Origin of the sequence: Foetidibacter luteolus, from assembly GCF_009650435.1 — a bacterium.
GTDB lineage: Bacteria > Bacteroidota > Bacteroidia > Chitinophagales > Chitinophagaceae > Foetidibacter > Foetidibacter luteolus.
In genome coordinates this window covers 24661-48644 of the sequence record NZ_VVIP01000056.1, presented here as the reverse complement: position 1 = coordinate 48644, position 23984 = coordinate 24661, and the positions used below count along the sequence as shown (strand labels likewise).

Sequence of the window (23984 nt, the reverse complement as noted above, 5' to 3'; positions counted from 1 at the left end):
ATTTGAAAAAAGAATTTATTGCTTCATAAACCGTTTTTCGAGTATACCTAAACATAGAACAGGCCGGAATAGAATTAATTAAAACCACTGCGTAATTTTAGAATAAGAAATAACAGAAATTTTTTTGAAATGTTATTGCGGCTAAAACGAAAATCACCACTTTGCTATTACAGCATTTTTGCAATAATATTTTCTATTGTTGTACTTCAACTTTACTCCTGCACCGACCCACTATACGGCACTAACCGCAAATATTTCGACCAGGTATTTGATACGATTAGAAAACAGGGTTATAATGAAGCCAGCATGCATTACCTGGATTCTGCCTTTGCCCATGTAAAAGGCGCAGGTGCATATCACCTTGGCGCCCGGTATGTTTCCAAAACTTACTTTGGCAACAACTATGCGGCAAAAAGGCTTAATGCCGATAGCGCTGTAACCATTTTAGAAAACTATGCCACAGCAGATAAGTCCACCGCTTTACTGTATTCCGAAGCGTTAACTATTAAAGGCAACCTTTCGTTTGACCTGAAAAACTATGATGAAGCCATCAGGAATTTTGTGCTTTCCAAGGCCGCGCTATCCAATGCCGGCATTAGTGACAGTTGCGAATACTACAAGTACTATCACAATATGGCCAACATATTGTATGCGCAAAAAAAGTTTCGCATGGCAGTGCCTTTTTTCCAGCGCAAATACCAGCTTGCTGAAAACTGCTTTAGTGAGTGGGCTCTGCAATTTTTAACCATACAGGAAAACCTTGACAATGTAGGCATCTGTTATTTTAAAGCCGGGATGCCGGATAGCGCCGCCTGGTATTACAATGCCGCACTTAATTACATCCAACAAAATGAAACAAAGTTTACGTTGCCTGCCCAGGTAGAAAATGTTGCCTTAACCAAGGCCGTAGTTTATGGCAACATGGCAGATGTGTTGTCCTTACAGAAGAAATACCAGGATGCAGAGCATTATTTTATACAAAGCATTAGCGGTACAAAGGCCGCAGATCCATATTTTACCGCCTCAACGCGGTTATCATTGTTAAGTATGTACCTGCAACTTAAGGAAACAAAAAAAGCCGGGGCCGTTATAAGCAACATAGCCAACACTATTGATACCACGCAGGTAAACTTAGTGCTGGAGAAGTATTTCAAACTGCTGTCTGAGTTTCATTCCCAATACGGCAACAACAATTCAGCACATGCAAGCCTGTTGCGTGCCTACAACATAAAAGATTCAATTACCAGGAGAGACCGTTTGTTTAATGCTATTGACGTAGGAAAAGAACTCGAAAACCGCGAGCAAAAGGCGATTACTGAATCACTAAATGAACAAAAAAGGATAAAAGGTATTTACATACTGGTAGCTTTTGGTTTGGCAATCACTATTCTTACAATTGCCTTGCTTATTTGGAAGAACCTCAAGCGTAAATCTCAATACCTGAAGCGCCTGGGCTTATTGAATATTGAAATCAGCAACAAGAACACAGACCTCCGGCAAACCCTTGACTCCCTTGAGCAAAGCAACAGGGATAATAACAACATCATGCGGGTGGTGGCCCACGATCTTAAAAACCCTATCACGGCCATACGTACGCTCTTATATTCTTTACTTAAAAACGAAAAACCCGGCCCTTTCCGGGAAACACTGGAGCTTATGCAAACCACCTGTGTTGATTCTATTGCACTTATCAGGGATTTATCCAATAATACACGCAAGGTTACAGACCTCAGCAAAGACCTCGTTGACATTGGTAAGCTGATTGAACAATGCACCGATTTAAACCAGGCAAAAGCAAAAGAAAAAAACCAGCAGCTAACCCTGCACATTGACCACCCGATGATAATGCTTAACCGGCAAAAAATCAGCCGCGTTATCAATAACATCGTCAACAACGCCATCAAGTTTAGCCCCGATAATGCCGAAATCATCATAACACTGGAACGTAAAGACCATAACATATTACTTTCCGTGCAAGACAATGGTATAGGTATACCGGCAGATTTAAAAAATACCATCATGGCACTGCAGCCGGGCAGCTCAAGGGAGGGAACTGCCGGTGAAGAATCTTATGGGCTTGGCCTCTCCATTTCCCGCAGGATTATTGAAGAACACCAAGGCCGTATATGGTTTGAAAGCGAGGTTGGCAAAGGCTCCATATTTTACGTAGAATTGCCCTACCTGGATTAACCGTTTCAAATAGCCACCCGTTGGTTGCATACAGATTTTTATGGGCCCGGCAGAAGGAACCATCATTGAACGTTCCTTGCGTCGCACTCTTGTACGTCCATCACTTTACGCAGCAACTAATCCCGCATCCCACAGCATGTAGGGATAAGTGGTTAACATAATCCACAAACGCCGTGTACTATAACAAGCTCCAGGTTTTTATTGCAATACATAACTTTGGCATGTTTAAAGTACATTGTTAGCAGGTAGTTTTTTAATCATCAAAACAGATAACATTGCAACCCGATTTTTTACGATACAGTTGCCAGATAGCATTACCCGGCTTTAGCCTGCACAAACAGCAGCAACTGCAAAATGCCAGGGTACTTATTGTTGGCGCAGGTGGCCTGGGTTGCCCGGCAGCTCAATATCTTGCCGCTGCCGGCATTGGCAACATTGCGATCGCTGATGATGACACAGTTTCCCTAAGCAACCTTCACCGCCAGGTACTGTACACCCCTGCCGAAGTAGGCCTGCACAAAGCCGTGGTAGCTATACAAAAACTGAGGCAACAAAACCCGCAGATTGTTTTAAACGCCATAACTGAAAGGGTAACCGGCAGCAATGCCATGGATATTATGGGCAGCTACGATATAGTTGTTGACGGCACAGACAATTTTGATACCAGGTACCTGCTGAATGATGCCTGCGTATTACTGGGCAAACCGTTGGTGTATGGCGCTATTTATCAATTTGAAGGGCAGGTTGCCGTATGGAACATTGAGAACGGGGACGGTACAAGGAGCATTAACTACCGCGATGTTTTTGCGGAGGTGGATGCAAGCCAGGTACCCAATTGCGCCGAAGGTGGCGTAATACCTACGCTGGCCGGTATTATTGGCTGCATGCAGGCCAATGAAGTTATTAAATATATTACCGGCACCGGGGAGTTGCTGGCCGGAAAAATGTTGATGCTTGATGCGTACACGCTGCAAAGCAGGATTATTAAACTGGGCAAACAATCATCAACCAACATCACACACCTGCCTTACTTTATAAATGTTCCGCTGGTTACTGTAGAACAACTAACGCATGTCATAGATTCAGGCATTTACGAGTTAATTGACGTTAGGGATGCCTCAGAAAGGGCAACCTTTCATATTGGCGGAAGGCATATTCCGCTGAATGAATTAAGTGCCTCTGCCATTAACAGCAGTAAACCTGTTCTGTTTTACTGCGCATCGGGCAAGCGCAGCGCCGAGGCGGCAAAACAGATAAAGCAGCAAATTCCTGGTGCGGAAGTTTTTTCTTTAAAAGGCGGCATAAAAGCATGGCTGGAATTGTTTGGATAACCTATGCGCCACGCCTTTAAAAATGTTTTTTAATTTTATTTTGGGTCAAGTTGTTTAGCGCATTATTTTTGCCGCCCGTCAGGGGAATTAGCTCAGTTGGCTAGAGCGCTTGCATGGCATGCAAGAGGTCACCGGTTCGACTCCGGTATTCTCCACCAATATTTCGTAACCTACTGCTTATCAATGCTTTATAAATTTTAAACGCAAAACCCGGAACCAACCCGGAACCTTGCAGGTTTTTAAAATTATAAGCATGAACATACAACCAAACTACACAAGGCCGGTTTTATGCGACCACGGCGGCAATCCCAAAAAAGAATGGTTCGTTTATTTTACTTTCACCCATGAAGGGGTAAAGTATAAACGTAAACTAAGAGAAGGCATTAACCGTATTCCTTCCCGAAAAGAAAGAACAATAGCAGGCGAAGGGCTTGCTAATGCCCGTTATGAATGGCTAAAGGCTGGATGGAACCCGATTACTGACCCCCAATACTTAGCCCGTAAAGCTGATACACTGGAAAGTAAACTCCAAATGAAGGCAACTGATGCGCTAAAGTGGGCACTTGAAAAAAAGAAACCCGGCCTTGCCCGCAAATCAGTAGTTGACTATGAAAGCATGTTAGAATTTACTTTAGCATCAGCCAAAAATTTAAACTATCAGCATTTACAGATTTCCGACTTCAAGCGTTTCAACGTGCTTTCCCTTCTGGAAAGGCTTTGTATTGACAAGAATTTAAGCAACCATGCGTACAACAAGTATGCGACATTTATTTGCGGCCTTTTCTCAATACTTCACAATTGGGAAATTATAGAGTATAACCCAGCTTCAAAAATACCCAGGCGGGCCATTGCCGAATCAAATAAATACGAGGAACTCACCAGCGACGAAAAAAAGGCCATTGAACAGCGGCTAAAGCAGCATTTCACTTACTATGTCTGCACCCTTATTGTATATCATACCGGAATTAGGCCAAAAGAAGTATTAGCCCTTAAAATTAGCGACATTGATTTAGAGCGTCAATTAATAAATATTAACCCGGACCTAAAAGAAGAAAACTCAAAAACGAAAACAAAACGCCGTGTACCGATCAATGCAGAACTTACCAGCTTATTACAGGAATTGAATTTGCGGGATTACCCGGCGAACTATTATGTTTTTGGGAAACATGCGGACCGGTCAGGGAAAAGGGGCAATAAGTGCGTTTCAGTGGGGCATTCTGACTTTTTAAAGTCCTCCCCCATTCGTGTGCGAAGAAACCTAATTACAGAAACATGGGACACTATAGTTAAAAAAGAATTGGGTATTAATAAGTACCTGTATGCACTGAAACATACCGGCGCGGATGATAAAATAATGGCTGGCGTAGACCTTGACGCACTCCGGTCTATGTATGGGCATAGCAATAAGAAAATGACAGAACGATACGTGAAGCAAATCAAAGAAGTTTATAAAAATGAAATTATTGATAAGTCCCCTTCTTTTACCCAGGCAAAAGTTATTAAAATTGCTTAGAAACAATATTGATTTTGGGATCTCAAAAACGGCCATTGTTTAGAGCTTTCATTTAAATGCTACCCGAATATTTAACAACCCACGGGCTAAACATTTTAATTCTAAAAATTCAATCAAAAGCTTTATATTAGAATTATCTACCATAACAGAAACTGCGGCAGGCGTAACAAAATTTGTTCGTTTTTTTACCTGCGCGCAGTGTGTTAGCAAACCTTGTCCATTTGTTAACCTGAAAAGTATTTTTATGAAAATTACAATAGTGGAAGACGACCCTGATATAGCCGAATTACTCCAATTATGGTTATCACAGAAAGGCTATACAATAGAAACATTTTGTTTTTCACAAGAAGCTTTATATAGCTCAAGCAAGCCTGACTTATACTTGATTGACTATGGGTTACTCTGTATAAAGGGCGATGAACTTTGTAAAAAACTAAAACAAGCCTGTAAAAGCATACCCATCGTGCTTATGTCAGCAAACCAAGAAATAGAAAAGTTTATGCAAAAGTGCGGAGCGGATGACTATATTGAAAAGCCGTTTGACTTAGATAAAATGCTTGAAAAGATAGCCTTTCATTTAAAACCTTAAAAAAGATAATGTGCACGAGAATAGAAGAAGGTGCCAAGCATCCATTTGAAGTTATTACCTTACTATAGTTTTGGGGAGAAAATAGATGAGGGATGTAGCGCTCTTGGAGTTTGGTAATCAAAAGGCCCCTAAAAAGGGGCCTTCGCTTTTAAAGCAACCAAAATAAACACTACAAAAAAATCTTGCTTGCTTGATTGTACATACTCTTTATTGATGAAAAATTGGATTCTGTAAGCTTGTATTTTGCGTCACCTTTTACCCAGCTACGGTAATAAGCGGTTGCCAGGTCTTCAGGCGTGTTAACCTTCATTGTAACAATTTTGGTAGTGGTGCCACCAATATAGAAACCGCGCTTTTGTACACGATCTACCAAAAAGTCAACACTTGGCTGCCAAGACCTGAAAGCACAAAACAGGCGCAGTTTACCAGTTTGATTTTCCCGCTTTGTTACCACGCCTACTATATGATGTTCCAGTGCTGCAGGCCACCGCCCGCTATCAGCCTGCACGCCGATATAGTTATGATTTATGCCAGACCTTCCGTTAGCACCTTCGTTGCGAAATATGATATATGCGCCGCGCTTTATTTCAGCAGGAACGTTTAAAGCTTTTAAGTAGTGAATTACTTCCGGCATTTCAACAGTTGTACGCATGTAGGGGATGGCCGGCTTTTCAGGGTATGCGTTTACCATGCTACTATTTTTTTAAGAACCGGTACAGTCCAAAAGCAACACCGGCAACGATTAGTAAAGTCAATATGCTGCCGGTAATGCTGCCCCGGTGCTTTTCAAAGAAGCTTTGCTTTTCGTCGTTTTTAACGGCTGTAGAATCGCTATTTGCATCAATAGCGGCCCCAATGTCCGAAACGTTAGTAGTGGCCCTTTCTGTGCTTTCCTGAACACCTTCTTTTGTAAGCTTACCCGTTTCCTCTATTTCAGTTTCCCGGTAAAGGAAAGCCCCGGTATTGGGGGCGTTTCCTTTCTTTTTATTGGGGGCACCGGCAACCGCCGGGAGTTCCGGGAAATATTTTTGTTGTAAGTTTTTTGCGTCCCCTACTGACGAATCTAAAAGCCCGCTTGAAAATTCAGAATCATCGCCAGGGACTATATAAAGCCACTCTTTTACCTTAGTTGTTTTCTTATAACCACTGTCAACATTGCTTTGCGCTTTGGTATTCTTTTCCGTTGTGGCCGCGCTATCCTGCTTTTGTAAGTCTATGCTGATCTGCTTTTTTATCTGGGTGCTGTCGCTTTGGGTAGAATGCTCAAAGCCGGTTTTTTTAACCGGCCCGCATGAAACAAAAAGAGTGAGTAAAATAATGGTTGCATATTTCATAAAAAGGATTTTTAAGCTTCGTCTTCAACTAAAATGCCTTCAAGCATTTTCATAGCGTTACTTACAACTACACGGGCTATAAGCATTGCTACACTGTTTTCCGAATGCCCCGTTGATATAAGCAGAACTATTGCCGTATCACTTGCAATTGAAACGGAATTTTTTAGCTTTCTAAACCATTTAGGAGCCGGTTTTTTGAAGTTGTTTATTACTTCGTTCATTACTTGCGGATTAATTGGATGAGAGTAGTTATAGTGCCTTGTAACTGGTTAATAGTACCCTGTAGGCTTGTAAAGGCAGCGGTGTTTTCCTTAATCACTTCAACCAATTCATTTTTCTCTTTAATGGTTTGTTTCCACATAAAAAAAATGAAAGCTGAAAGGGCGATGTTTAAAACAACAAGTATCGTAACCGCTAAACCATACTTGTAACTTTCAGATACTACATTCTGAATAACTTCTTTTTCCATTTACATAAAACAGGTATTTGAAACAATTTTGCTTAACGCATGTGGAATACAAAGGGACAGCAATAGTGAAGGCGCATTGAGACAAGATTGAGACAATGGCTATAAAAGCAAATGCCGGGCAAGAATACCCGGCATTTTCAACCCTAAACCCTTAAAGCGCAAATGTATCAAATAATTACTTTTAAATGTTTGTCGGGTTCGTTTTTCGTCTATTCATAATATTTCCCCATCCCGTATTAGGCAATACCGCGCAAACACTTTGTGTAATGTTATACACAGGCCAATCAACCGGCCATCCTGTAGCGGGCCGCTTATCTTCTCTGAAATAACTTTCGCTATAATTGACGCTTGTAGTCAGATTAATACGCTTCCCTCTAATTAGCTGAAGCTTTTTAGATATATCAATAAAGCCGCGCCTTATGTTGGTTGTGTCGTCTTTTGAAGTCTTTATAATTAATACTCTACCAGCAGGCAAGCCCACAATATTATTATCGAAATAATAACTCATATCTTGGCTTCCGGTTGGAGTTATGTTTTGAAATACCGCCGAAAACCCAAAGCTGTTAACGATTGTGTTGCTGTCAATTTGATATCTGAAGTTCGGCCAGCCTGAAAAATTATCTCCATTGAAATAAAACACTGCACCGTCTGAACTTTCGCCGCGTCGCAACTGCACGCCAAAAATATAGTTGTGGTCAATCCGCAAAAAGCCAAGGCCCTTACTAAATAGAAAGCCTGCACGACTGTTAATTACTGTATTATTCCAACATCTACCGTAAGCCCATTCGCCATATTGAAATATCCATGCCTGCCCAGGATTACGAGATAAGCCGCAATTGTATGCGTAGTTATCATGCACCCAAAAATCACCGCCTTTGCCCTGGAAAACGTCACCGTGAACATTGTAAAAGTTACAATAGGCAAGTTCAAAGTTTTCGTAAGTCCATTCTAAATTCGGGTTTGTCAGGCTGTAGTACCCGCAATACATTGCTTCAAAAAGATTGGACCAATCGTCTATATACCCAATATTCCAAAAGTCATTGTGATGAATTTTAATATTGCGCATTTTGTTGCCTTCGTTAGGGGCTTGGAAAATGCCCTTACTAAGCTTGCCAGCATTAACTGGACTACCAATTTCGCAGTATGCTATTTCTATATCACTGGTGTTATCATATTCGCCCGCTGTTGCTGATACACTTGCATACAGTTTTATAGCGCATGTGGTAGCACCGTCCCCCCCCTGAAACTTGATACCACGGGCATAAGAAGGATTACCGTTGCCTAACACCTTAATGTAACGGCCCGTAATTATAAAAGATTGGTTAACCCCGGTGGTTGACATGCCAATTTGTGAAGGCAAGCCTGTTGGCGGGTTTATAATAACCACAGGCGAATCCGCCGTGCCAAGAACATTGTAAAGGCCAATGCCGGGGTAAGGGTTTGCGCCCGCTTCAAGTTGTATAGTATCGCCCGGCAAAATGCGTAAAAAGGAAAAGTTTGTAAGCTGTATGCCGCCACCTTCGCCCGAACAATTAGAGTAAGAAACTGCGGTGCCAGAGTTTCGCCGCATGTTGGTTATAACCCTTGCATCTGCCAGGGAAAACAGATGCAAGGCTAACAGGAATAATAAGAGTTTTTTCATAGTGCTACATGCGTTTTACTACAATTATGTTCCAATTTATTGTGGTACTCGCTATGCCAGTTCGCGCTATTCGTAAATCAGTACCGTTTATACTTATTGCAACACTTGCAGAAGATATACCGCTATCCCCGATACCATTAACAGAAGCAATAGCGGAGCCACCAAGTAAGGTACATCCACCAGGTGCCCATTTTATAGGGGCCAGATATTCCCAATGTTTTTCCAGACCGGCAGCAGATGTTGCCCGTATGGTAATTTGGTAAACATCGCTTGCAGTTACAGGGTAATCCGTGTTGGCTGCTGTTGCGTTCGTTGTTTGCGCTTCATAGTACCTCTCCCCTTTTCGCTTTATGTTTATTGCACTGTCGGCCACTTCAGTTTCAAAGCTTTCTGTTGAAAACAAGTAAGGCTTAATTGCAAGCTTAGTACTGTCTTGTGGAAACAAAAGCTGATAAGGGTTGCCAATTGTTCGTGTTACTAAATTTTGAATACCACCACCGCCGCCACCTGAAGGGGCATGCTCACCTATTAATTCAATTACACGGGCTTCTGTTGTTCTGTTGTTTATTTGCCCTTGCACGCCAGATATAACACCGCTCAAATAACTTAATTCGGTGGCTGTTACCGTGCTATTTGTTGGAAGGCCGTTCGCGTCCGTAATTACAGCACGGGCTGCAGTCATTGCAGCTAATTGGCTTACCGTTGTGCCGGTACTGTTATAGTATGCCAACCGGTTTGCTGTGCCACTATTTACGGTTCCAGAACCGCCGCCACCGCCAGGTAGTGAACTTGCCGGGATTGTGCGGTAAGCCTTATCAATACTATCATACACTACAACAGCATAAGCATTGGAAACTGTTGTTGGATGATTGTCAAACCAGATTGTACCATCTGAAATTTTCACGCCGCGGTAAAACAAAGAACGTCCGTCAACCTGGAAGTTAATTACGCCGGAAGTGTCACGGGTGCTTAGAATTGGTGCTGAACCGATGCCGCTACCAGCGGTATGCGAAAACTCCATAAATAGGCGGCTGTTGCTCCGCGCGGTGGCTGAAAGTGGCACATTATTACCTGTTACCTTAGCATCTGTACCCCATTCAAGGCCGCGGGGAGTAGAAAACCGAACAAAAACCGAATCGCCAGGCTTAAAATACTTTGACTGCAAGCTGTCAAGCCTTGCGCTTGCCGCCTGGAAGGTCGAATATTGATTTTGAACCCACGGCAGGCTACCGGTGTAAGTACCATAGCTGCGTCCAAGCTCAACAATATAACTGCCAACCTTCATGCCCGCCCACATTGAATTTGCGGTAGGGTTCCAATCATAGCCGCCTTGTAACAAAAATTGATTTTGTGTTGCGATGGCAGGCCGCTTGTTTCGCATGGTTGTATTACCATCTGCGAAGTGCAGTATAATAAGCTGGTTTACCTGCACGCTGTCAAGCCTTACCAGGTCTTTAGCAGTTGCATTTACAACTGTCCAACTGTTTTCATCCTTGCCATTGCCTACGCTGTCGTTAACATTAGCAAGGGTTGCAAATACAGATGTACCAGCACTGCGCGAAGTCGGACCGCCAAAAATGAAAGGCATATACATATACATGCCGCCAGGCCTTGTAAAATTCATGGAGCGCACAATATCAAAGCCGGGGTTATAGGTTGCTGCATCATCGCTGATCGTACCAAAGCCCAAAATATTTGTAGATGAACTACGGGCACGCCATTCCCACCCGCCAGCATTTACCGGCACCGAAACACCGTTGTTAATAAACTGGTTTTTCGGCATATTGGCTATCTGCCTGTGTTCCACTATTTGCCAGGTTGCACGCTGTCCGTTACCGGCACTGCCAAAGGATTGGTTGTAAAATGCGTGTTCCGTTCCGTCATCAGCGTAGTTACTGAACGTGATATTTCCATTTCGCAACCTCAAATATGAAAGTGTTTTATTTGCTACGCCACCCAAATACGGGGGCTGGTAAAATGCCATGCCGGGCCATGCGCCGCTAAGTGGCAGGATTGGGTAACGTCCGGCCAGCGGTGGCCTAATCCTGTACCCTTCAGAGCCTATTGGAAGAATCGAAGCACTTCCATTAATAGTATCACTAAGCTGGCTGTTTTTACCGCCAAACTTTACATCTGTAGCATCGTAATCAATATGCGTTCCTTTAATTAATACCGGCGTATCTCCGCTATTTGGGCCTTCCGGCAGGCGAATTACAGCGTTTGAAATGTTCAATGTGGGTTTACGGCCTGCCGTGCTCACAATTTCAATCAATGGCCCAGGATAGCGGGTTGTATCTCCACCATCATTAATGCTACTGGTATGATATGCCCCGTCAATTTTCGCTTTTACTGCTGATTCTTCAAACCTTATGGCTATCTCACCGCCCGGCTGATTACCAGCGGCAGAATTTCTACGCGCTTCGTTTTTAAAACCTCTTATATTTACTTGAGACTTTGAACCAAAGTTTTTAATAAGTAGTGGTATATCCAAGATGGCATCAAAGGAACAAGTATTAATTTCTAAGTTCTGCAGCCCACTTTCTCCAATAGTTGGCCTTTCAGCTACAAGCGCTTTCGTTTTGCCATTAAGGAACTTACAAAACTCAATAAGCATAGGCGCGGCCCCATTAGCCAAGTATAAGTTATAACCCGCTATATCCCTGAAAATACAGCCGCTTACACGGGATAAATCAGAAGGGGTTGAGATGGCTCCCGTACTATCTTTTGTTGTGATACCACAACCTGCGGTAGCTGTCGGACTGCCCTTAAATTTTATATTCACTATATCGCCCTGCCAAAACACGATGGTGCTGCCCTGGGTGCCCTTCAAACACATAATGTCCTGATTTAATCCAGGGTATTGCACGAGGGTAGTGCCGCTACGGCCTGACTGTTCAGTAGTTCCGCCAGAGCCTACAATAATGACATTGCTGGGGACCTCAAAGTAACCGGTAAATATATACCCCGGCGGCAGATAAACCGCCCTTATTCGACCGGTATTAGTATAGCGCAGGTAGTTCATAAGATACGTTAATCTGCCTGCCATATTCTTCAAACCTGCTTGCCCCTCATTGTCACTATCTTTTGCCTCTACTCCAAATGCCGAAGCTTTTACCGTTTCCGTAACGAGTAATTTCCATGCACCTTTTAAAAGAATCCCTACACGAATATTTAAGGCACCATCGTCCGCGTCCGTGGATGTTGAATCATATTCATAAAATATAAATTCTCCATTACGGTTATAGTCTGGTGATTTTACCAGTGCTAACCCTTTATGATTGCCTGCGCGGCTACGCAAAGCCCCCACCGAATCCACTGTAATACTAAACTCCTGAAAGTCTTGCGCTATGGATGAAACGGATATAAAGAGAAGCAATAAGAAAAAAAGTTTTTTCATTTCATAGAAAGTAAAATTTACTGTACTGCTGTGATTCTGTACGCTACAACCGTAATCGGACCAGCGGAGAACCTTAATTCTTGTTTCATGGTTGAAGGATTAAACCGCTTTCGCGGGTTGTTTGCGAAGGGGTCATTTGTGGAGTTGCTCAAAACCTCAACCGTTGTGTAAGCTGGGGTAAAAGATGCACCGCTTAAGCTTACATCAACAGCCACAACGCCGCCCGTAAGTGTCATTGTTGTGTCCTTTACAAATTTTTGTGAACTGGTGCCAGTATTTAAAAAGTTTGACACACCAAGCAGGGCAACTTGTATTTGCTCCGCGGTTACCTTATCCGGGCGCTTGTCTCTTATATTGTTGCGGATATAAGTTTTTAACTGCCCTGTGTCAGAAAAGCTTTGTGCGCCGCAAAGGCTACTGAATGCCAGTAACGCGGCAATAAAAAATAGTCGTTTCATATTTAGTATTTGATTAAATGGAGTTTGCCAATGTTTTTGCTGCGCGTTTCTTCGCCGCCAGCCTTTGTAGTTTTCCCATTGGGACCGGTTGTGTTAGAGCGGCCACCAGCCGAACCGCCGCCAGGTGTTACCGCTACAGCAAATTCGTGGTCATGCTCTTTAAACATATCAGCTTCGTAACCACCTGCATAGTTGTGTGTACGTCCAAAAGAAACACCGCGGCCCAAATCCAACATTCTTTCAAACATGCCGCGCTCGTCCGGAAGTCTAAAATTTGCGCCCGTAGTTCCAGTAGTAAAACAACTTCGGTAACGGTATGGGTCAGAAAGCCAAGTACTCTCACTAACCACCTCTTGCCCCATAGTGAGCGTTTGAACGAAAGCCCAAAGGCGCGGATATGATGCACGGCTTACTAATGAGCCGTCAAGCACAAGGGTATTATTAAGCCTACGACGAGCTTTAAGTTCTTCGCCCGCCTGGTATATGCCCGGTGAAGCCTGCAATATCTTCCAGTGTGTAGCCGTGGAAAGCAGTGCTATAAACTCTTTATTATGCAGGTATAATTCGCTTTTATGGCCTTCATAGTCCCAAAAGCTGGCACCTGTAGCCGCAAGCTTAACATTAGCCCCAAAAGCGCAGTGAGCCGCGAAATATACCACGGCGCCGGGCTGGTAATCGGATAAGTTTCCAAGCGTTTGAGTTATCGTCCCTACACCAGCAACAACGTTAATAAGCGTGTTGGCGTTGGTTTTATCAAGCGCCCCCGAAGCCGATACTTCTTTTTCTGCAATTCGGCCAGTCCGATTAAATAGCCAGGTTGTACGGTCTGCCAATTGTTTTAGCGGAACGTTATCTATGCCGTTTGGCCCGCCCTGCACTACGTCCGTTTCATCAAACTGGTATATGTCTGTAGGGAAAAGGTCTAAGCCCTGGTAAAGTCCCATTTAGAAATTAGTTGATTGTTATTTTCCATGAGCCAACAAGGCGTATAAGATTTGTTTTGGTTATTTCACCGGTACGAACTTTCCGGGCACACAAAACGTTATCCGTATTGTACAAACCAAATTCACGAATGGTTAACCCGTTGCCTTCACCGTTATCAATGTCGAAGTTGTACTGAACGCTTTGTGCGTCTGGGTAGCTTACGGTATCAATAGCTTTTATAAAAGCGTTTGTTAGGCTACTGTCACCGGCTGCAGCAACGTTGGAGCTTGTGCCAATACCAATCTTTTCAATTTTCTTTCCAGAAGCATGCCCGCCCAACAAACGGGCAATATTTGTTTTGCCCAGGGTTACAACTAAGTTGTTTTCGGTTATTACATCCCGCAAAGTGTCACCTTCCCAAACTTCGATGCGAACAGCGCCGCGGGCTTTAATGCCGTCGTACATTCTATACAATTTGAATAGTTAAAACATCTGAATCAGGGCCGTAATTAATGGAGCCATTACGCAACCTTAATCCGTCGTGCAGATTATTGCCGCCTATTGTTATAGCGTCGGCATCGTCTGTTGCTTGAGCGTCGCTGAAGTCGTCAGTTATGGTTAACTTATCTTCAGTAATGCTTATAGTGTAGGTAACATCTACTAAGTGAGAACGGGCATTTTTGTATTCGTAAATCATTTTTACGATATCCTGCATTTCCTGAATATTCAGGCTCTTTTCGCCAAGGTCAATAGTTGCTCTAAATTTTGCCCAATGATCGTCCACATGTTCCGTTATTTCTATATCCCCAAACCCAATGCCCTGCAATGCTTCACGTACAGCCCAAAGAGTGCCTTTGAAGCGGTGCAACTCAATTGACTTTTTTATGATGTTGCGCTTTTCCGCTTCAGTAGTTGCAAGCCTGAAACCCTTGTAACCCAATACGTCGAACTGTTCAGCCAAGTAAGGAATAGCGCCCGCGTCCACCGTGTCAATAACATAAACCAACAGCTTGTCTAACTCCAATTCGCTGTAACGTTTTTTTACCAGCAAATCAAACGCGGCCAGGTGTTTTACATGCGCTATGCTATCCGCTAATACACTTCCGTTCTTATTCATCAGCGGTACCGATTATTGTTACAGTAATGCCGGTGCAGTTAGTGTAAACTTCCGGAGTTGCTACTATGTCGGCTGCAGGGCTAACAACATTCACGTTATATACTACGCCGTCCAGCATTGCCATGCTGGCAATTTTGTTGCGTACCACGTCAAGGCCTAAACGATTTTTACGGCTATCTTTCCAGGCTGTAAGCGCCTGCAATACCGTAGTATCTGCATTTGTATTAACAGCCTTTGTAAGCAGGGTCAATTGAACGTTAATAGCATAGTTCTGTATAGTGGGGGAATCCACGATAACCGTATCTGTAAGCGGCCTGCATTTGTCACCGTTACAGATGGCTAACACAGCGTCTAAAATGGCTTGTGTAGGCAATGCCCCGTTTTCAAGCAATGGGTAAATGTTCACCTGGCCCGGCACGGGACTTGTTACAGCAACATCCACGATAGCGGATGAAGCACTTTTCGCAAAAAAGATATAAGCATCAACAGGACCGGCAACGCTGAATGAAGCCGGCGCAAGCTTTATACGTTCGCGCAAATCTTCGTCTAATTCTTCATCAGCGCCACCGCTTGAAGTGTCTGTATTTTGTGCTGCCGTTAAATAGGGCTGCGGGTCAAGAATTATATTTATTTTATTAGAAGTATAACCGTTGCCGATCTTACCAGCCGTTGAGCATTTCGCATTTACGTTAACGGTTAACGTGCCTGGATTTACTACAACCGCTTCAATAGTTCTAAATATGGCTTTGCCGTCTGTGCTTTGCACTCTTAATCCTTCCGATATCTGTACGCCAGTATGGCCGTTAACTAAAGTAAATTGAATGGTACAGGCAGCAGACGCAGCCGGCAGGCGATATACACCCACTAACTCGCCAATATATTCCAGCGCGGCGCCGCGAGAAAAGGCAACAAGGTTTTGCCGGGCCGCATCATTGATGTTTGCGCGCAATAACATTTCCCGGTATGCCAATGCCTGCACCAATAGCATTTCAACATCTGCCGGCGCAAGCTGCCTATTAAGCCGGGTTTCTAAATCGGCCTTCAACTCCGCTATTATCGTGTCCGCGTCTTCGTGAATGAATTTCAAAAGATCAGCCATGTTAACTAATCGGCTTCGGCTATTATTTCTAACGAGCCTTCAAACCCTTGTAGACGTGAAATACAAACAAGACTGTAAACAGCCATAGGCCCAACGTCTTCAAATTCGTTGGTAAACGATTCGCTAAATATTAACTCCCCGGATGCGGTGCGGCTTTCTACATACCAGTCGCCGTATTCGCTCCAATTTGTTCGCGCCCAATCCAGCACCTGGCCCATGCCTGCAAAAGCGGGCATAGGCGGTAAAGCATCAGCGCCGTTAACTATAAATGAAATTGAAAAGTGAAAGTCAATGGGCAAGGGCGGGAACTCACATGAAATACGCACAACAGGCAAAACTGAAATAGCAAGGCTTGCACTTTCAACGCCTTCAGCCCGCATATACAATACAAACTTGTCAGCAAGCTGAAACCAGCGGCCAGTATACCCCCAATTTGTCGTTACCCAGGAAAACAAATCTTCCAACGTAGCATAACCAATAGGCCACGGCATGGGCGGAACGTCCGCCCCATTCTTCACAAACGTTATAAAGTAAGGGAATGCATCAGGGTTGAGCGGGTATGGCGCTTGCAAAATTATTTCATCGTCCTGGGCATCCGACTTAACACCGTCCAGCAAGTCGAAAATTATACTGTCCTCTAAATCTTCGTCAACAAGTTTATAGGTAATTGGGAAGACCGGGTTATGAACGTCCTTTAAGTAGTGATCTACGTAAGTAACTTTTATGCGCGGCTCCCAAATTTCCAAAGCCTCAATAATGGCCTTTTTAATATTCGGTATGCCGATGTTAAGCGGCGAAGCGATGTGTAAATAAATGTCGCTACCAAACTCCGGCCTTAGCGGGTCACTTCTTTTTGTTGTTCGCAAAATCAAGTCAATACACTGACGTATAGCCGGCAACCCTTCAACTACTACCCCGTAGCCTTTAGTACTTATTCCCCATACGGGAGACGTTATATTATCTAAGGTTGCCATGTAGGGCGCAAGATGCAAACATTGCTAAGGCACATTGAGACAAGATTGAGACAAAAATTATTTACCAGATTTTGGTAAATAAAAGAATTTACCTACTTTTGGTAAAAGTTACTGCTATGGTTGTTATATTTATAGACCCCGAACTGGAATACATCTTTACACATGGTAAGGAGCGGAGAAAACCAGTTTATAACGAAGGAATTGTGAGGGCGTTTATAAAGAAGGTTTCTATTTTGAGAAGCGTTACAAATTCTGCGCAACTCAAATTATTTGGAAGCCTACATTTTGAGGCGCTGAAAGGCGATTACAAAGGGTTTCATAGCATACGGGTAAACGATCAATACAGAATTGTTTTTAAAATTTTGAAACAAATAGACGGGTCACAAATCATTGAAATAGCAGAAATTCACGAACTAACAGACTACCATTAGTCACGGTAGCAATAAAACTAATTAAAACTAATTAAAACTTTTTAAAATGAGCAAAGTTGCAAATGTCGTACTTGATCACGACAAAAAGCCTATTTATTCAGCCCTGGCTATCCATCCAGGCGAAGTACTGAAAGACGAGATTGAAGAAAGGGGATTAGGAAAATCAGAAGCAGCTAAAGCACTTGATATACACGGAAGCAATCTAAGTGAAATATTTAAAGGCAAGAGAAATATAACCCCCGCCTTAGCACTTAAGCTGGAAGAGGTTTTAAAAATACCGGCCGAATTTTGGTTAAACATGCAGAACCTTCATGACTTAACCACACTAAAAAACAAGAGGAAAGAAAAATTACAAGTAGCGTAGACCATAAATAAGGAGCTTCGCTCCTTTATTAAAATGACTTTTTAAAAATGTATACCGTTTCACTTATTCTTTTGATTGTAGGGGCCGTAATATCATTATGGGATTATGTTACGAAAGAAACCGAATATAAGCCATCGAAAAAAGTCAAAAAAACAAGAATTATAATTGGAGTTATAATGATAATCTCCGGGGCAGGGGTTGCTGGAATTAAACTATATAATACAAACCGAGATGAAAATATAAAAAGAAAATTTGCAGAATTGCAAAGCGATCGTGTAAGCAAATACCCAATTGTAAGAATATTTGGAGATGCTGTAACAGAAGCTTCTAATAGAAATGGGAAAGTCGAATTTGTTTTAGGTGACACAAAAGCTCCAACATTTCAGGCAAAGGTAGAAAACCAAAAGTTATTGGTTGATTATGTACTAAGAGATTCAAAAGGGATTACCCTGGCGATAATTCGTGATAATGTAGTGGAAATAAAAGAATCATGCAAGGACTGCCAATACAATTATGACGACCAGGCTTATGAAATTATTTCAGCAGATGATGCGGTATTGTGGCAAATGGAATTCATTTTTGATGAGGTATATGTAACAGGATTTTTAGGGTACCCACCAGACGAGAGAAACCACGGCGGCGGATATTATATGAAATCTTTAGCTAACCACCCAAATCATTCAGGATTGATTTACGTTGAAAAAGGAGCGGATTTTACAAGATATGGAACTGATGTTCGTAAATTGTTTAGATACCCAAGAGAATTGCATTTTAGGGAACGCAATTAGCTTTATACTGGTGTGCCCGTTAATCCCGCGCCGGTTTGCACGCCGCCGTGCTTATGAGTTAATAAACTAATGGCACCTGCCTTAATGTCCGCGCCCTTTATTTCCCCGGTTGTTTCAATGTTTGCATTACTGGTTATTTTGCCATCGAAGCCGCCACTTGCTATTGCAGATATTGCCGCCGCCTGCAAGCTGCCTGAAACAACTACATTGCCAGTCAAATTGATTACAGGGGCTTGTATGGTGGCTTTTGTTGGCGTTTGCGCCGTAATATCGCCGGCAGCTTGCACATCAGCTTTTCCACCCGCCCGTATTTCAACCTTGCCGGTTGTTACTGCCTTCAAATCCCCCTTAACATCAACAGTAAGTTCGTGTGCTGCTTTATCATATTTTATAAAAGTGCCATCGGAAAAGAGCTTGCGAAACTTGCCGGCGCCTTCGCCGGGGTCTGGCGTGTCTTCATCATTTACGATGGCGCCCAATATTACACCTTCGTCACAGTCATGCAGCATAAGGCATACAACGTGCTCGTTAATTTCAAGCTGCCAGCTTTCTTTGTCCGTTTTTGTTTTTCGCACAATAACGGGCATCCAGTCTGTTACAAATTCGTCTTCAATAAACGAAACTTTTGCAAAGCCTGGCTTTACCTCCGAAACAAGGCCATATTTTAAACAGGTCATTAGTAGTCATTTTTTGAAATGAGGCCAACACGTTTGATTTGTGCGGCAGAAGCATAACCCCCGTCCCTTGAAACGCTGTGTGTGCTTTCTGTTATGTAATACTTTCCGCTTGCCATCCCGAACCCGGTAAGCTGAACGCTATTGCCAGCCAAAACGAATACATTACCCGGCATTTCTACCGTGCCTTCTTGCTTCAGGCTGTTTGCGCGGTATAAAGCTACCGTAGCCATTATTTCGGCCTGTTGCTTGTTCTCTATGCGCTTACGCATTACAAGCGTGTCGGCTTTTGCACTTTTGAAAGCCGTTTCGTTTTCCGGCTTTGTAAAAACAATAGTTGATTTTTTACGGGGGTGGTGGTACTTTATATCGGCAGTCCTGTAAGTCTGTGCGGTTTTGTCTGTTACCTCAACACGCGTAACCTCATTACGGTTTATGATAAGCGAAGTTTCCTTGCTTTCCAGTTCAAGCATGTTGGTAAACGTTAGCTTGTTTTCACGAACTGAAAAAGTATACCCGTAATCATGTGCCAATTCTTGCAAAAAATGCAGATCAGTTTTTTGATACTGTGTTTTGCGCTCTATACGAACATCTGGTATATTACCCTCTACAGTAAGGCCATGCCGGGAAGCAATAGTATTGGCTATTTCACGTAAAGTCTTTTTTTCGTGAGCATAAAATTTAACGGTGCGCAAGTCTTTATGAATGCCTGCAGCAAGGGCCTTTATTGTCACTATATCGCCGTCCAGGGAAAACGAAGCAGTTACTTCGTCAATGGTAAACGCGCCGCAATTAAGCGTGCGGCCTAAGTCAAAAAACTGAACACTAACAGTATCGCCGTGCGTTGGGTAATAGTCAAGCTGCCACAGTTTCGCACTATCTTCTAAAACTATTTCAAGTTCATCAGCTTCGCCGGTTGCACGGTCTGTATAATTGATAGAAAGAACATACGGCAATATGTCGCCAGTAATATTTTTTCCATTGTAAAGTACTTCGTATGTCGTTTTTGGTACCTGCATAGTTATCTTTTCCAGGGCGGAACGTTTTCGGAACTGGTTGCAACATCTGCTTTCTGTATTATAGGTATGTCTAACACAACGCCGGCGGGCAAAGTGTCTGTAATATCAATGCCAGGGTTAGCGGCAATAATGTCCCCCATCATGGCCGGGTTGCCATACTCACTCAAGGCTATGTTATCCCAACGCTCACCCCCTTTTGTAGTTATCTGCCTTATCATCGCCTTAAGATTGTTTTGTTAACGTATTTCCTGGCTGTTGACTTCAAACCTACTACAGCTTCACGCAAATTTTTATTTGCCGGCCCGGCCAGCGGGTAGGCCTTGTTTGCGGCAATATCAATGAATTTGTTTGCCTCGTTTAAAACCCGGTTAGCTGCTACCTGTAAACTATTATCGCCAAAGGCTGGGCTTGTTGCCTCACCTGTGAGGTTCGTTAAGTCGTTTACTTTTTCAGCAATTAGCTTAAGATTTGAAAGCACCTTATTTCGGTTCACCGGGTTCTCAATGCCGCCGCGCTCAATCATTGTGTTATTGATGGCGGCGGCGCTGTTTTCTGTTCTGGAAACTAAAGAAGAAACAATAGCCGCGCCGGTCGGTGGGTTAGTCTTTATAACACTCACCGGCCTAATATCCCCAACGGATGCGGCCCGGCGCCGGCTCTGTGCCTGTTCTTGTTGCAGCTTATCATTCGTAACATACTCACGAAGCGAGCAGTTAACGATGTAAGAAAAAACATTGCCTTGCGCGTCTGCGTCTTCGGTCGTTTCCGTCATGCTGACAATAACAAAGTTGCCCACCAGCCTACCGTTACCAAAAAGCAATGGCAATATTTCGCCATTCAAGCGAAAATTGCGTATTGCTTCTAACTCGTTTTCGGGATTACAAAAAGAAGCGTGGAGCCGCATTGCTATTGTTATTTCTTCCAGGCCGTGGCCAGTAAGCTGCAGCCTCGGTTTACCGTCTAATAGTTGATGCTCTGCGTAGGTGGAAGAACCGGCTTTAGAATATTCAGTAAAGCCTTTTAAATTTTCAAACCTAATATTTCCAAGTTGTGCGTACATGTTTTACATGAACCCTACACGGGCCTTTTGGTTATTATGCTGTGCCAATAGCGCTGAAAATTCTTTCTTAATAGCAGCCCTAATCATTTCCGCATCCTTTTGCGTCGCACTGCCTGAAAGATTTATATTAATATTCACATTCATTCCGCCACTGCCGGCAGCAGCAGGCCTTACTGTGTTTTGCTGGAATGGCTGCGTTAGAAAGTTAAGCGCCAAAGAAGCGGTTTTCTTCATAGCATTAATCATACTTGCGGGCTTAATGCTTTCCGCTATAGTTTCAACCAGCTTAATACGATGAATGTCTTTTAGCGGACCATCTTTAGCAGGGCTAAAAGGTAATAAGCGTCGTATTTTTCCAACCATATTTTGAACCGCCTCAATAGGTTTGTGAGCCATTGATTTTATACCTTCCCAAATGCTTGTTACAATGTTGGCGCCGGCATTGATAAACGTTTTTCCAAGACCAAAAACCCAGCTTACCCAGCCAGAAAAAACAGCTTTAACTTTTCCCCAAATATTACTAAACGCGGCCGTGATTTTGTCCCAATGCTTGATTACAAGGCCATGCGGTGTATAGTTCAAAAACAGGCGCTTTAAAAAAGTCCAGGTGCTGGAAAAAACATTCTTTACCCGACCCCATAACCCTGCAAAAAATGCAGAAATATTTTTCCAATACTTTATAATAAAGAATGCCGCTGTAGCAATCGCCATTATCCAGCCAACAATAGGGAATGCCATAAAAATTATGCGCAAAATCAAAAAAGCATCTTTCAAGTATTTAAAAACGCGAATGACGATGCCGACCCCTTTACTCACGATGCTGAAACCTTTTGCCAGGCCACCAACGACAAAACTCAAATACCCCCCAGCTATAGAAAGGCCAGAAGCAGCGGAAGCGGCAATAGCAAGGCCAGATATTAGCTTAGGGTGCTTATCAATAAAGCCACTAATTTTATCCATCCATTTACCCGCCGAAGCAACAATCTTATTTAGTGTTGGCAACAACGCTGAACCCACTTTAACGGAAAGCTCCTGTATGCGGTTCTTGAATATCTGCATTTGAGCCGCACTTGAAGCAACGCGTTTCTGATACTCCTTATCCATGCTGCCTTTTTGCTGGCCATTCACTAACTCTAACTGCCTTCTAAATTCGCCAACATTGTTTGCAAGCTTTTGCAGCTTTGGCCCGTGCTCTTGCCCAAACAGGCGCACCAAAGCTTCTGTTTGTTTTTCCGGTTTAAGTCCTTGTATTTTTGAGAAAACTTCCATTATGGCCCCTTGGGCTGTAGCGGTATTGGACATGTCTTTTTGCAGTTTTGCGGAGTTAATGCCCAACATACCTAACCCGTCCTGAAACTTTTTGCTTTGCATTGTAGCGGCTGAAAGCCTATTAAGCATAGCAGAAATGCCGCTGCCGGCCGTTTCTGAACTTTCACCCAGCGAAAGCATTGTAGATGCCAATGCAGCCGCCGCATTCTTGTCTAACGATTTTGCACTACCGCCAATACGCTGCAGCACGTCTATTAGTTCAGAGCCTTTGGCCATTGTGTTATCATCCAGATAATTAATAGTGTCTGCAAAGTCCCCAATTTCTGCAACCTGAATTTTAAACACGTTTGCAATTTTGCCCATATTGTCCGCAATCTCGCCGGCGCCCATGTCAAAGGCAACAGACATTTTTGTAACATCTTTCGTGTAGTCTATTATCTTGTCCTGCGCAATACCCATACGCAAACCTGCCGCTATCATTTCCTGTATTTCACCGGTGGCAACTGGCAATTGCTTACTAAGCTTCATAACGTCTTGCGTCATTGCCTTGACCGTTTCCGGCGTGTCTTGCTGCATCTGCTTGCGAATGTCAATCATCTTTGTTTCAAACTCCGTAGCAGCTTGAACCGCTTTGTAGATCGGCGCCCCAATAGCAAGACCGCCAGCAATTAATTGCTGGCCGGTCTTGAAAGATTTATCTGCAAGCGCATCGGCGCTTTTAGAAAAAGATTTTAGTTTGCTTTGAGCCTTATTAACGGAAGCGTTAATAACAGCGCTCATTTTGTCATACGCTGAAAGCACAACTGCGATTCTCATTTGTGCGTCACTCATTCGCCTTGTGGATGTATTTTTTTGTACAATGCATGTGCTTCATTGTACCAGAAATGAAGCTTAGAGGTTGGCCAGGTTAGTAGCTCTGAAAGCGGTGTATTTGAGAAATGCGCCAAAAACATAATGTTTTCAGCGCTTGCTAAAAATTTAGCTCTGAAAATGCAAGCTGCAACCGCATATAGCTTTTCATGGGCAGTTCAGCAAGTTCTTCCATTACTAAAGGCCTGCCGTCAATTTCAATGCAGCCCGCCATTAGAGAACTAAGGTACTTCGACTTATCGTTACCCATCATCATTGTTGCCTGCTCAACCGCGGCGCCCGTACCTTGTTTCACTTTGGCTATGCGTTCATCAGCGAGAAGAACGTATATCAACTGTTTGCCTTTTTCGCTATGCCTTATTTCATGTTCCCCGGCAGGAAAATCATTAGCTTTTTTTGGTTCTTTAAATACCACTTCTTCAGTGATTAACATTGCTTCCATGTTTGTTTTTGTTTGCTCTTTTCGCTATAA

25 protein-coding genes and 1 tRNA gene are annotated in these 23984 nt (G+C 43.2%); 8 read left to right on the top strand and 18 right to left on the bottom strand.

Going from position 1 to position 23984, the window contains the following annotated elements:
• Positions 1 to 129 precede the first annotated feature (129 nt).
• The 5 genes from F0364_RS17495 (at position 130) to F0364_RS17475 (ending at position 5623) form a co-directional block, all read left to right on the top strand.
• Positions 130 to 2190, top strand: coding sequence for a tetratricopeptide repeat-containing sensor histidine kinase (locus F0364_RS17495; protein WP_153799099.1), 2061 nt, complete (start codon positions 130 to 132; stop codon positions 2188 to 2190).
• Between the two features lie 275 nt (positions 2191 to 2465).
• Positions 2466 to 3521 carry a HesA/MoeB/ThiF family protein gene (locus tag F0364_RS17490; protein ID WP_153799098.1) on the top strand — a complete coding sequence of 352 codons (1056 nt, stop codon included), beginning with the start codon at positions 2466 to 2468 and terminating at the stop codon, positions 3519 to 3521.
• 81 nt (positions 3522 to 3602) lie between these two features.
• A tRNA-Ala gene (locus F0364_RS17485) sits at positions 3603 to 3679 on the top strand.
• Between the two features lie 374 nt (positions 3680 to 4053).
• Positions 4054 to 5034, top strand: coding sequence for a tyrosine-type recombinase/integrase (locus F0364_RS17480; protein WP_207632737.1), 981 nt, complete (start codon positions 4054 to 4056; stop codon positions 5032 to 5034).
• A 244-nt stretch (positions 5035 to 5278) separates the two neighbouring features.
• Complete coding sequence (locus F0364_RS17475) at positions 5279 to 5623, top strand: response regulator transcription factor (protein ID WP_153799096.1); 345 nt, start codon at positions 5279 to 5281, stop codon at positions 5621 to 5623.
• 169 nt (positions 5624 to 5792) lie between these two features.
• On the opposite strand, the gene F0364_RS17470 is transcribed toward F0364_RS17475, so the two are convergent.
• The 12 genes from F0364_RS17470 to F0364_RS17415 form a co-directional block, all read right to left on the bottom strand.
• Positions 5793 to 6314 carry a hypothetical protein gene (locus F0364_RS17470; protein WP_153799095.1) on the bottom strand — a complete coding sequence of 174 codons (522 nt, stop codon included), beginning with the start codon at positions 6312 to 6314 and terminating at the stop codon, positions 5793 to 5795.
• 4 nt (positions 6315 to 6318) lie between these two features.
• Entirely contained in the window at positions 6319 to 6957 is a 639-nt protein-coding gene (locus F0364_RS17465) for a hypothetical protein (protein WP_153799094.1), read from the bottom strand.
• Between the two features lie 11 nt (positions 6958 to 6968).
• Positions 6969 to 7178 carry a hypothetical protein gene (locus F0364_RS17460; RefSeq protein WP_153799093.1) on the bottom strand — a complete coding sequence of 70 codons (210 nt, stop codon included), beginning with the start codon at positions 7176 to 7178 and terminating at the stop codon, positions 6969 to 6971.
• On the bottom strand, positions 7178 to 7426 hold the full coding sequence (locus F0364_RS17455) for a hypothetical protein (RefSeq protein ID WP_153799092.1): 249 nt from the start codon (positions 7424 to 7426) through the stop codon (positions 7178 to 7180). Before F0364_RS17455 ends, F0364_RS17460 begins: the two co-directional genes overlap by 1 nt.
• 181 nt (positions 7427 to 7607) lie before the next feature.
• Positions 7608 to 8903, bottom strand: a complete 1296-nt coding sequence (locus F0364_RS17450; protein ID WP_153799091.1) for a hypothetical protein — start codon at positions 8901 to 8903, stop codon at positions 7608 to 7610.
• Between the two features lie 169 nt (positions 8904 to 9072).
• On the bottom strand, positions 9073 to 12465 hold the full coding sequence (locus tag F0364_RS17445) for a hypothetical protein (protein WP_153799090.1): 3393 nt from the start codon (positions 12463 to 12465) through the stop codon (positions 9073 to 9075).
• Positions 12466 to 12482: 17 nt separating this feature from the next.
• Positions 12483 to 12923, bottom strand: a complete 441-nt coding sequence (locus tag F0364_RS17440; protein ID WP_153799089.1) for a hypothetical protein — start codon at positions 12921 to 12923, stop codon at positions 12483 to 12485.
• Positions 12924 to 12925: 2 nt separating this feature from the next.
• Positions 12926 to 13867 carry a hypothetical protein gene (locus F0364_RS17435; RefSeq protein WP_153799088.1) on the bottom strand — a complete coding sequence of 314 codons (942 nt, stop codon included), beginning with the start codon at positions 13865 to 13867 and terminating at the stop codon, positions 12926 to 12928.
• A gap of 7 nt (positions 13868 to 13874) precedes the next feature.
• Positions 13875 to 14312, bottom strand: a complete 438-nt coding sequence (locus tag F0364_RS17430; RefSeq protein ID WP_153799087.1) for a hypothetical protein — start codon at positions 14310 to 14312, stop codon at positions 13875 to 13877.
• A gap of 1 nt (position 14313) precedes the next feature.
• Positions 14314 to 14964 (bottom strand): phage tail protein I, encoded by a 651-nt coding sequence (locus F0364_RS17425; protein ID WP_153799086.1) that lies wholly within the window; start codon positions 14962 to 14964, stop codon positions 14314 to 14316.
• Positions 14957 to 16063 (bottom strand): baseplate assembly protein, encoded by a 1107-nt coding sequence (locus F0364_RS17420; protein WP_153799085.1) that lies wholly within the window; start codon positions 16061 to 16063, stop codon positions 14957 to 14959. Before F0364_RS17420 ends, F0364_RS17425 begins: the two co-directional genes overlap by 8 nt.
• 5 nt (positions 16064 to 16068) lie before the next feature.
• Positions 16069 to 17037, bottom strand: a complete 969-nt coding sequence (locus F0364_RS17415; RefSeq protein ID WP_153799084.1) for a GPW/gp25 family protein — start codon at positions 17035 to 17037, stop codon at positions 16069 to 16071.
• A 116-nt stretch (positions 17038 to 17153) separates the two neighbouring features.
• On the opposite strand from F0364_RS17415, the gene F0364_RS17410 reads away from it, so the two are divergent.
• Genes F0364_RS17410 through F0364_RS17400 form a run of 3 tightly spaced genes read left to right on the top strand, consistent with a single transcriptional unit; the run spans position 17154 to position 18620 of the window.
• Positions 17154 to 17468 (top strand): type II toxin-antitoxin system RelE/ParE family toxin, encoded by a 315-nt coding sequence (locus F0364_RS17410; RefSeq protein ID WP_153799083.1) that lies wholly within the window; start codon positions 17154 to 17156, stop codon positions 17466 to 17468.
• Positions 17469 to 17514: 46 nt separating this feature from the next.
• Positions 17515 to 17832 carry a HigA family addiction module antitoxin gene (locus tag F0364_RS17405; protein ID WP_153799082.1) on the top strand — a complete coding sequence of 106 codons (318 nt, stop codon included), beginning with the start codon at positions 17515 to 17517 and terminating at the stop codon, positions 17830 to 17832.
• 47 nt (positions 17833 to 17879) lie between these two features.
• Complete coding sequence (locus tag F0364_RS17400) at positions 17880 to 18620, top strand: hypothetical protein (protein WP_153799081.1); 741 nt, start codon at positions 17880 to 17882, stop codon at positions 18618 to 18620.
• A gap of 2 nt (positions 18621 to 18622) precedes the next feature.
• Here the strand turns inward: F0364_RS17400 and F0364_RS17395 are convergent, their stop codons facing one another.
• The 6 genes from F0364_RS17395 to F0364_RS17370 form a co-directional block, all read right to left on the bottom strand.
• Positions 18623 to 19297 carry a phage baseplate assembly protein V gene (locus F0364_RS17395; protein ID WP_153799080.1) on the bottom strand — a complete coding sequence of 225 codons (675 nt, stop codon included), beginning with the start codon at positions 19295 to 19297 and terminating at the stop codon, positions 18623 to 18625.
• On the bottom strand, positions 19297 to 20313 hold the full coding sequence (locus F0364_RS17390) for a phage late control D family protein (RefSeq protein WP_153799079.1): 1017 nt from the start codon (positions 20311 to 20313) through the stop codon (positions 19297 to 19299). The genes F0364_RS17395 and F0364_RS17390 overlap by 1 nt, the downstream gene beginning before the upstream one ends.
• Positions 20314 to 20315: 2 nt before the next feature.
• Positions 20316 to 20531: a tail protein X gene (locus tag F0364_RS17385; protein ID WP_153799078.1), complete on the bottom strand. Its 216-nt coding sequence runs from the start codon at positions 20529 to 20531 to the stop codon at positions 20316 to 20318.
• Positions 20528 to 21373, bottom strand: a complete 846-nt coding sequence (locus F0364_RS17380) for a phage tail protein (protein ID WP_153799077.1) — start codon at positions 21371 to 21373, stop codon at positions 20528 to 20530. The genes F0364_RS17385 and F0364_RS17380 overlap by 4 nt, the downstream gene beginning before the upstream one ends.
• A gap of 3 nt (positions 21374 to 21376) precedes the next feature.
• Positions 21377 to 23422: a phage tail tape measure protein gene (locus F0364_RS17375; RefSeq protein WP_262885391.1), complete on the bottom strand. Its 2046-nt coding sequence runs from the start codon at positions 23420 to 23422 to the stop codon at positions 21377 to 21379.
• Between the two features lie 190 nt (positions 23423 to 23612).
• Positions 23613 to 23954 carry a hypothetical protein gene (locus F0364_RS17370; protein WP_153799075.1) on the bottom strand — a complete coding sequence of 114 codons (342 nt, stop codon included), beginning with the start codon at positions 23952 to 23954 and terminating at the stop codon, positions 23613 to 23615.
• Between the last annotated feature and the right edge of the window lie 30 nt (positions 23955 to 23984).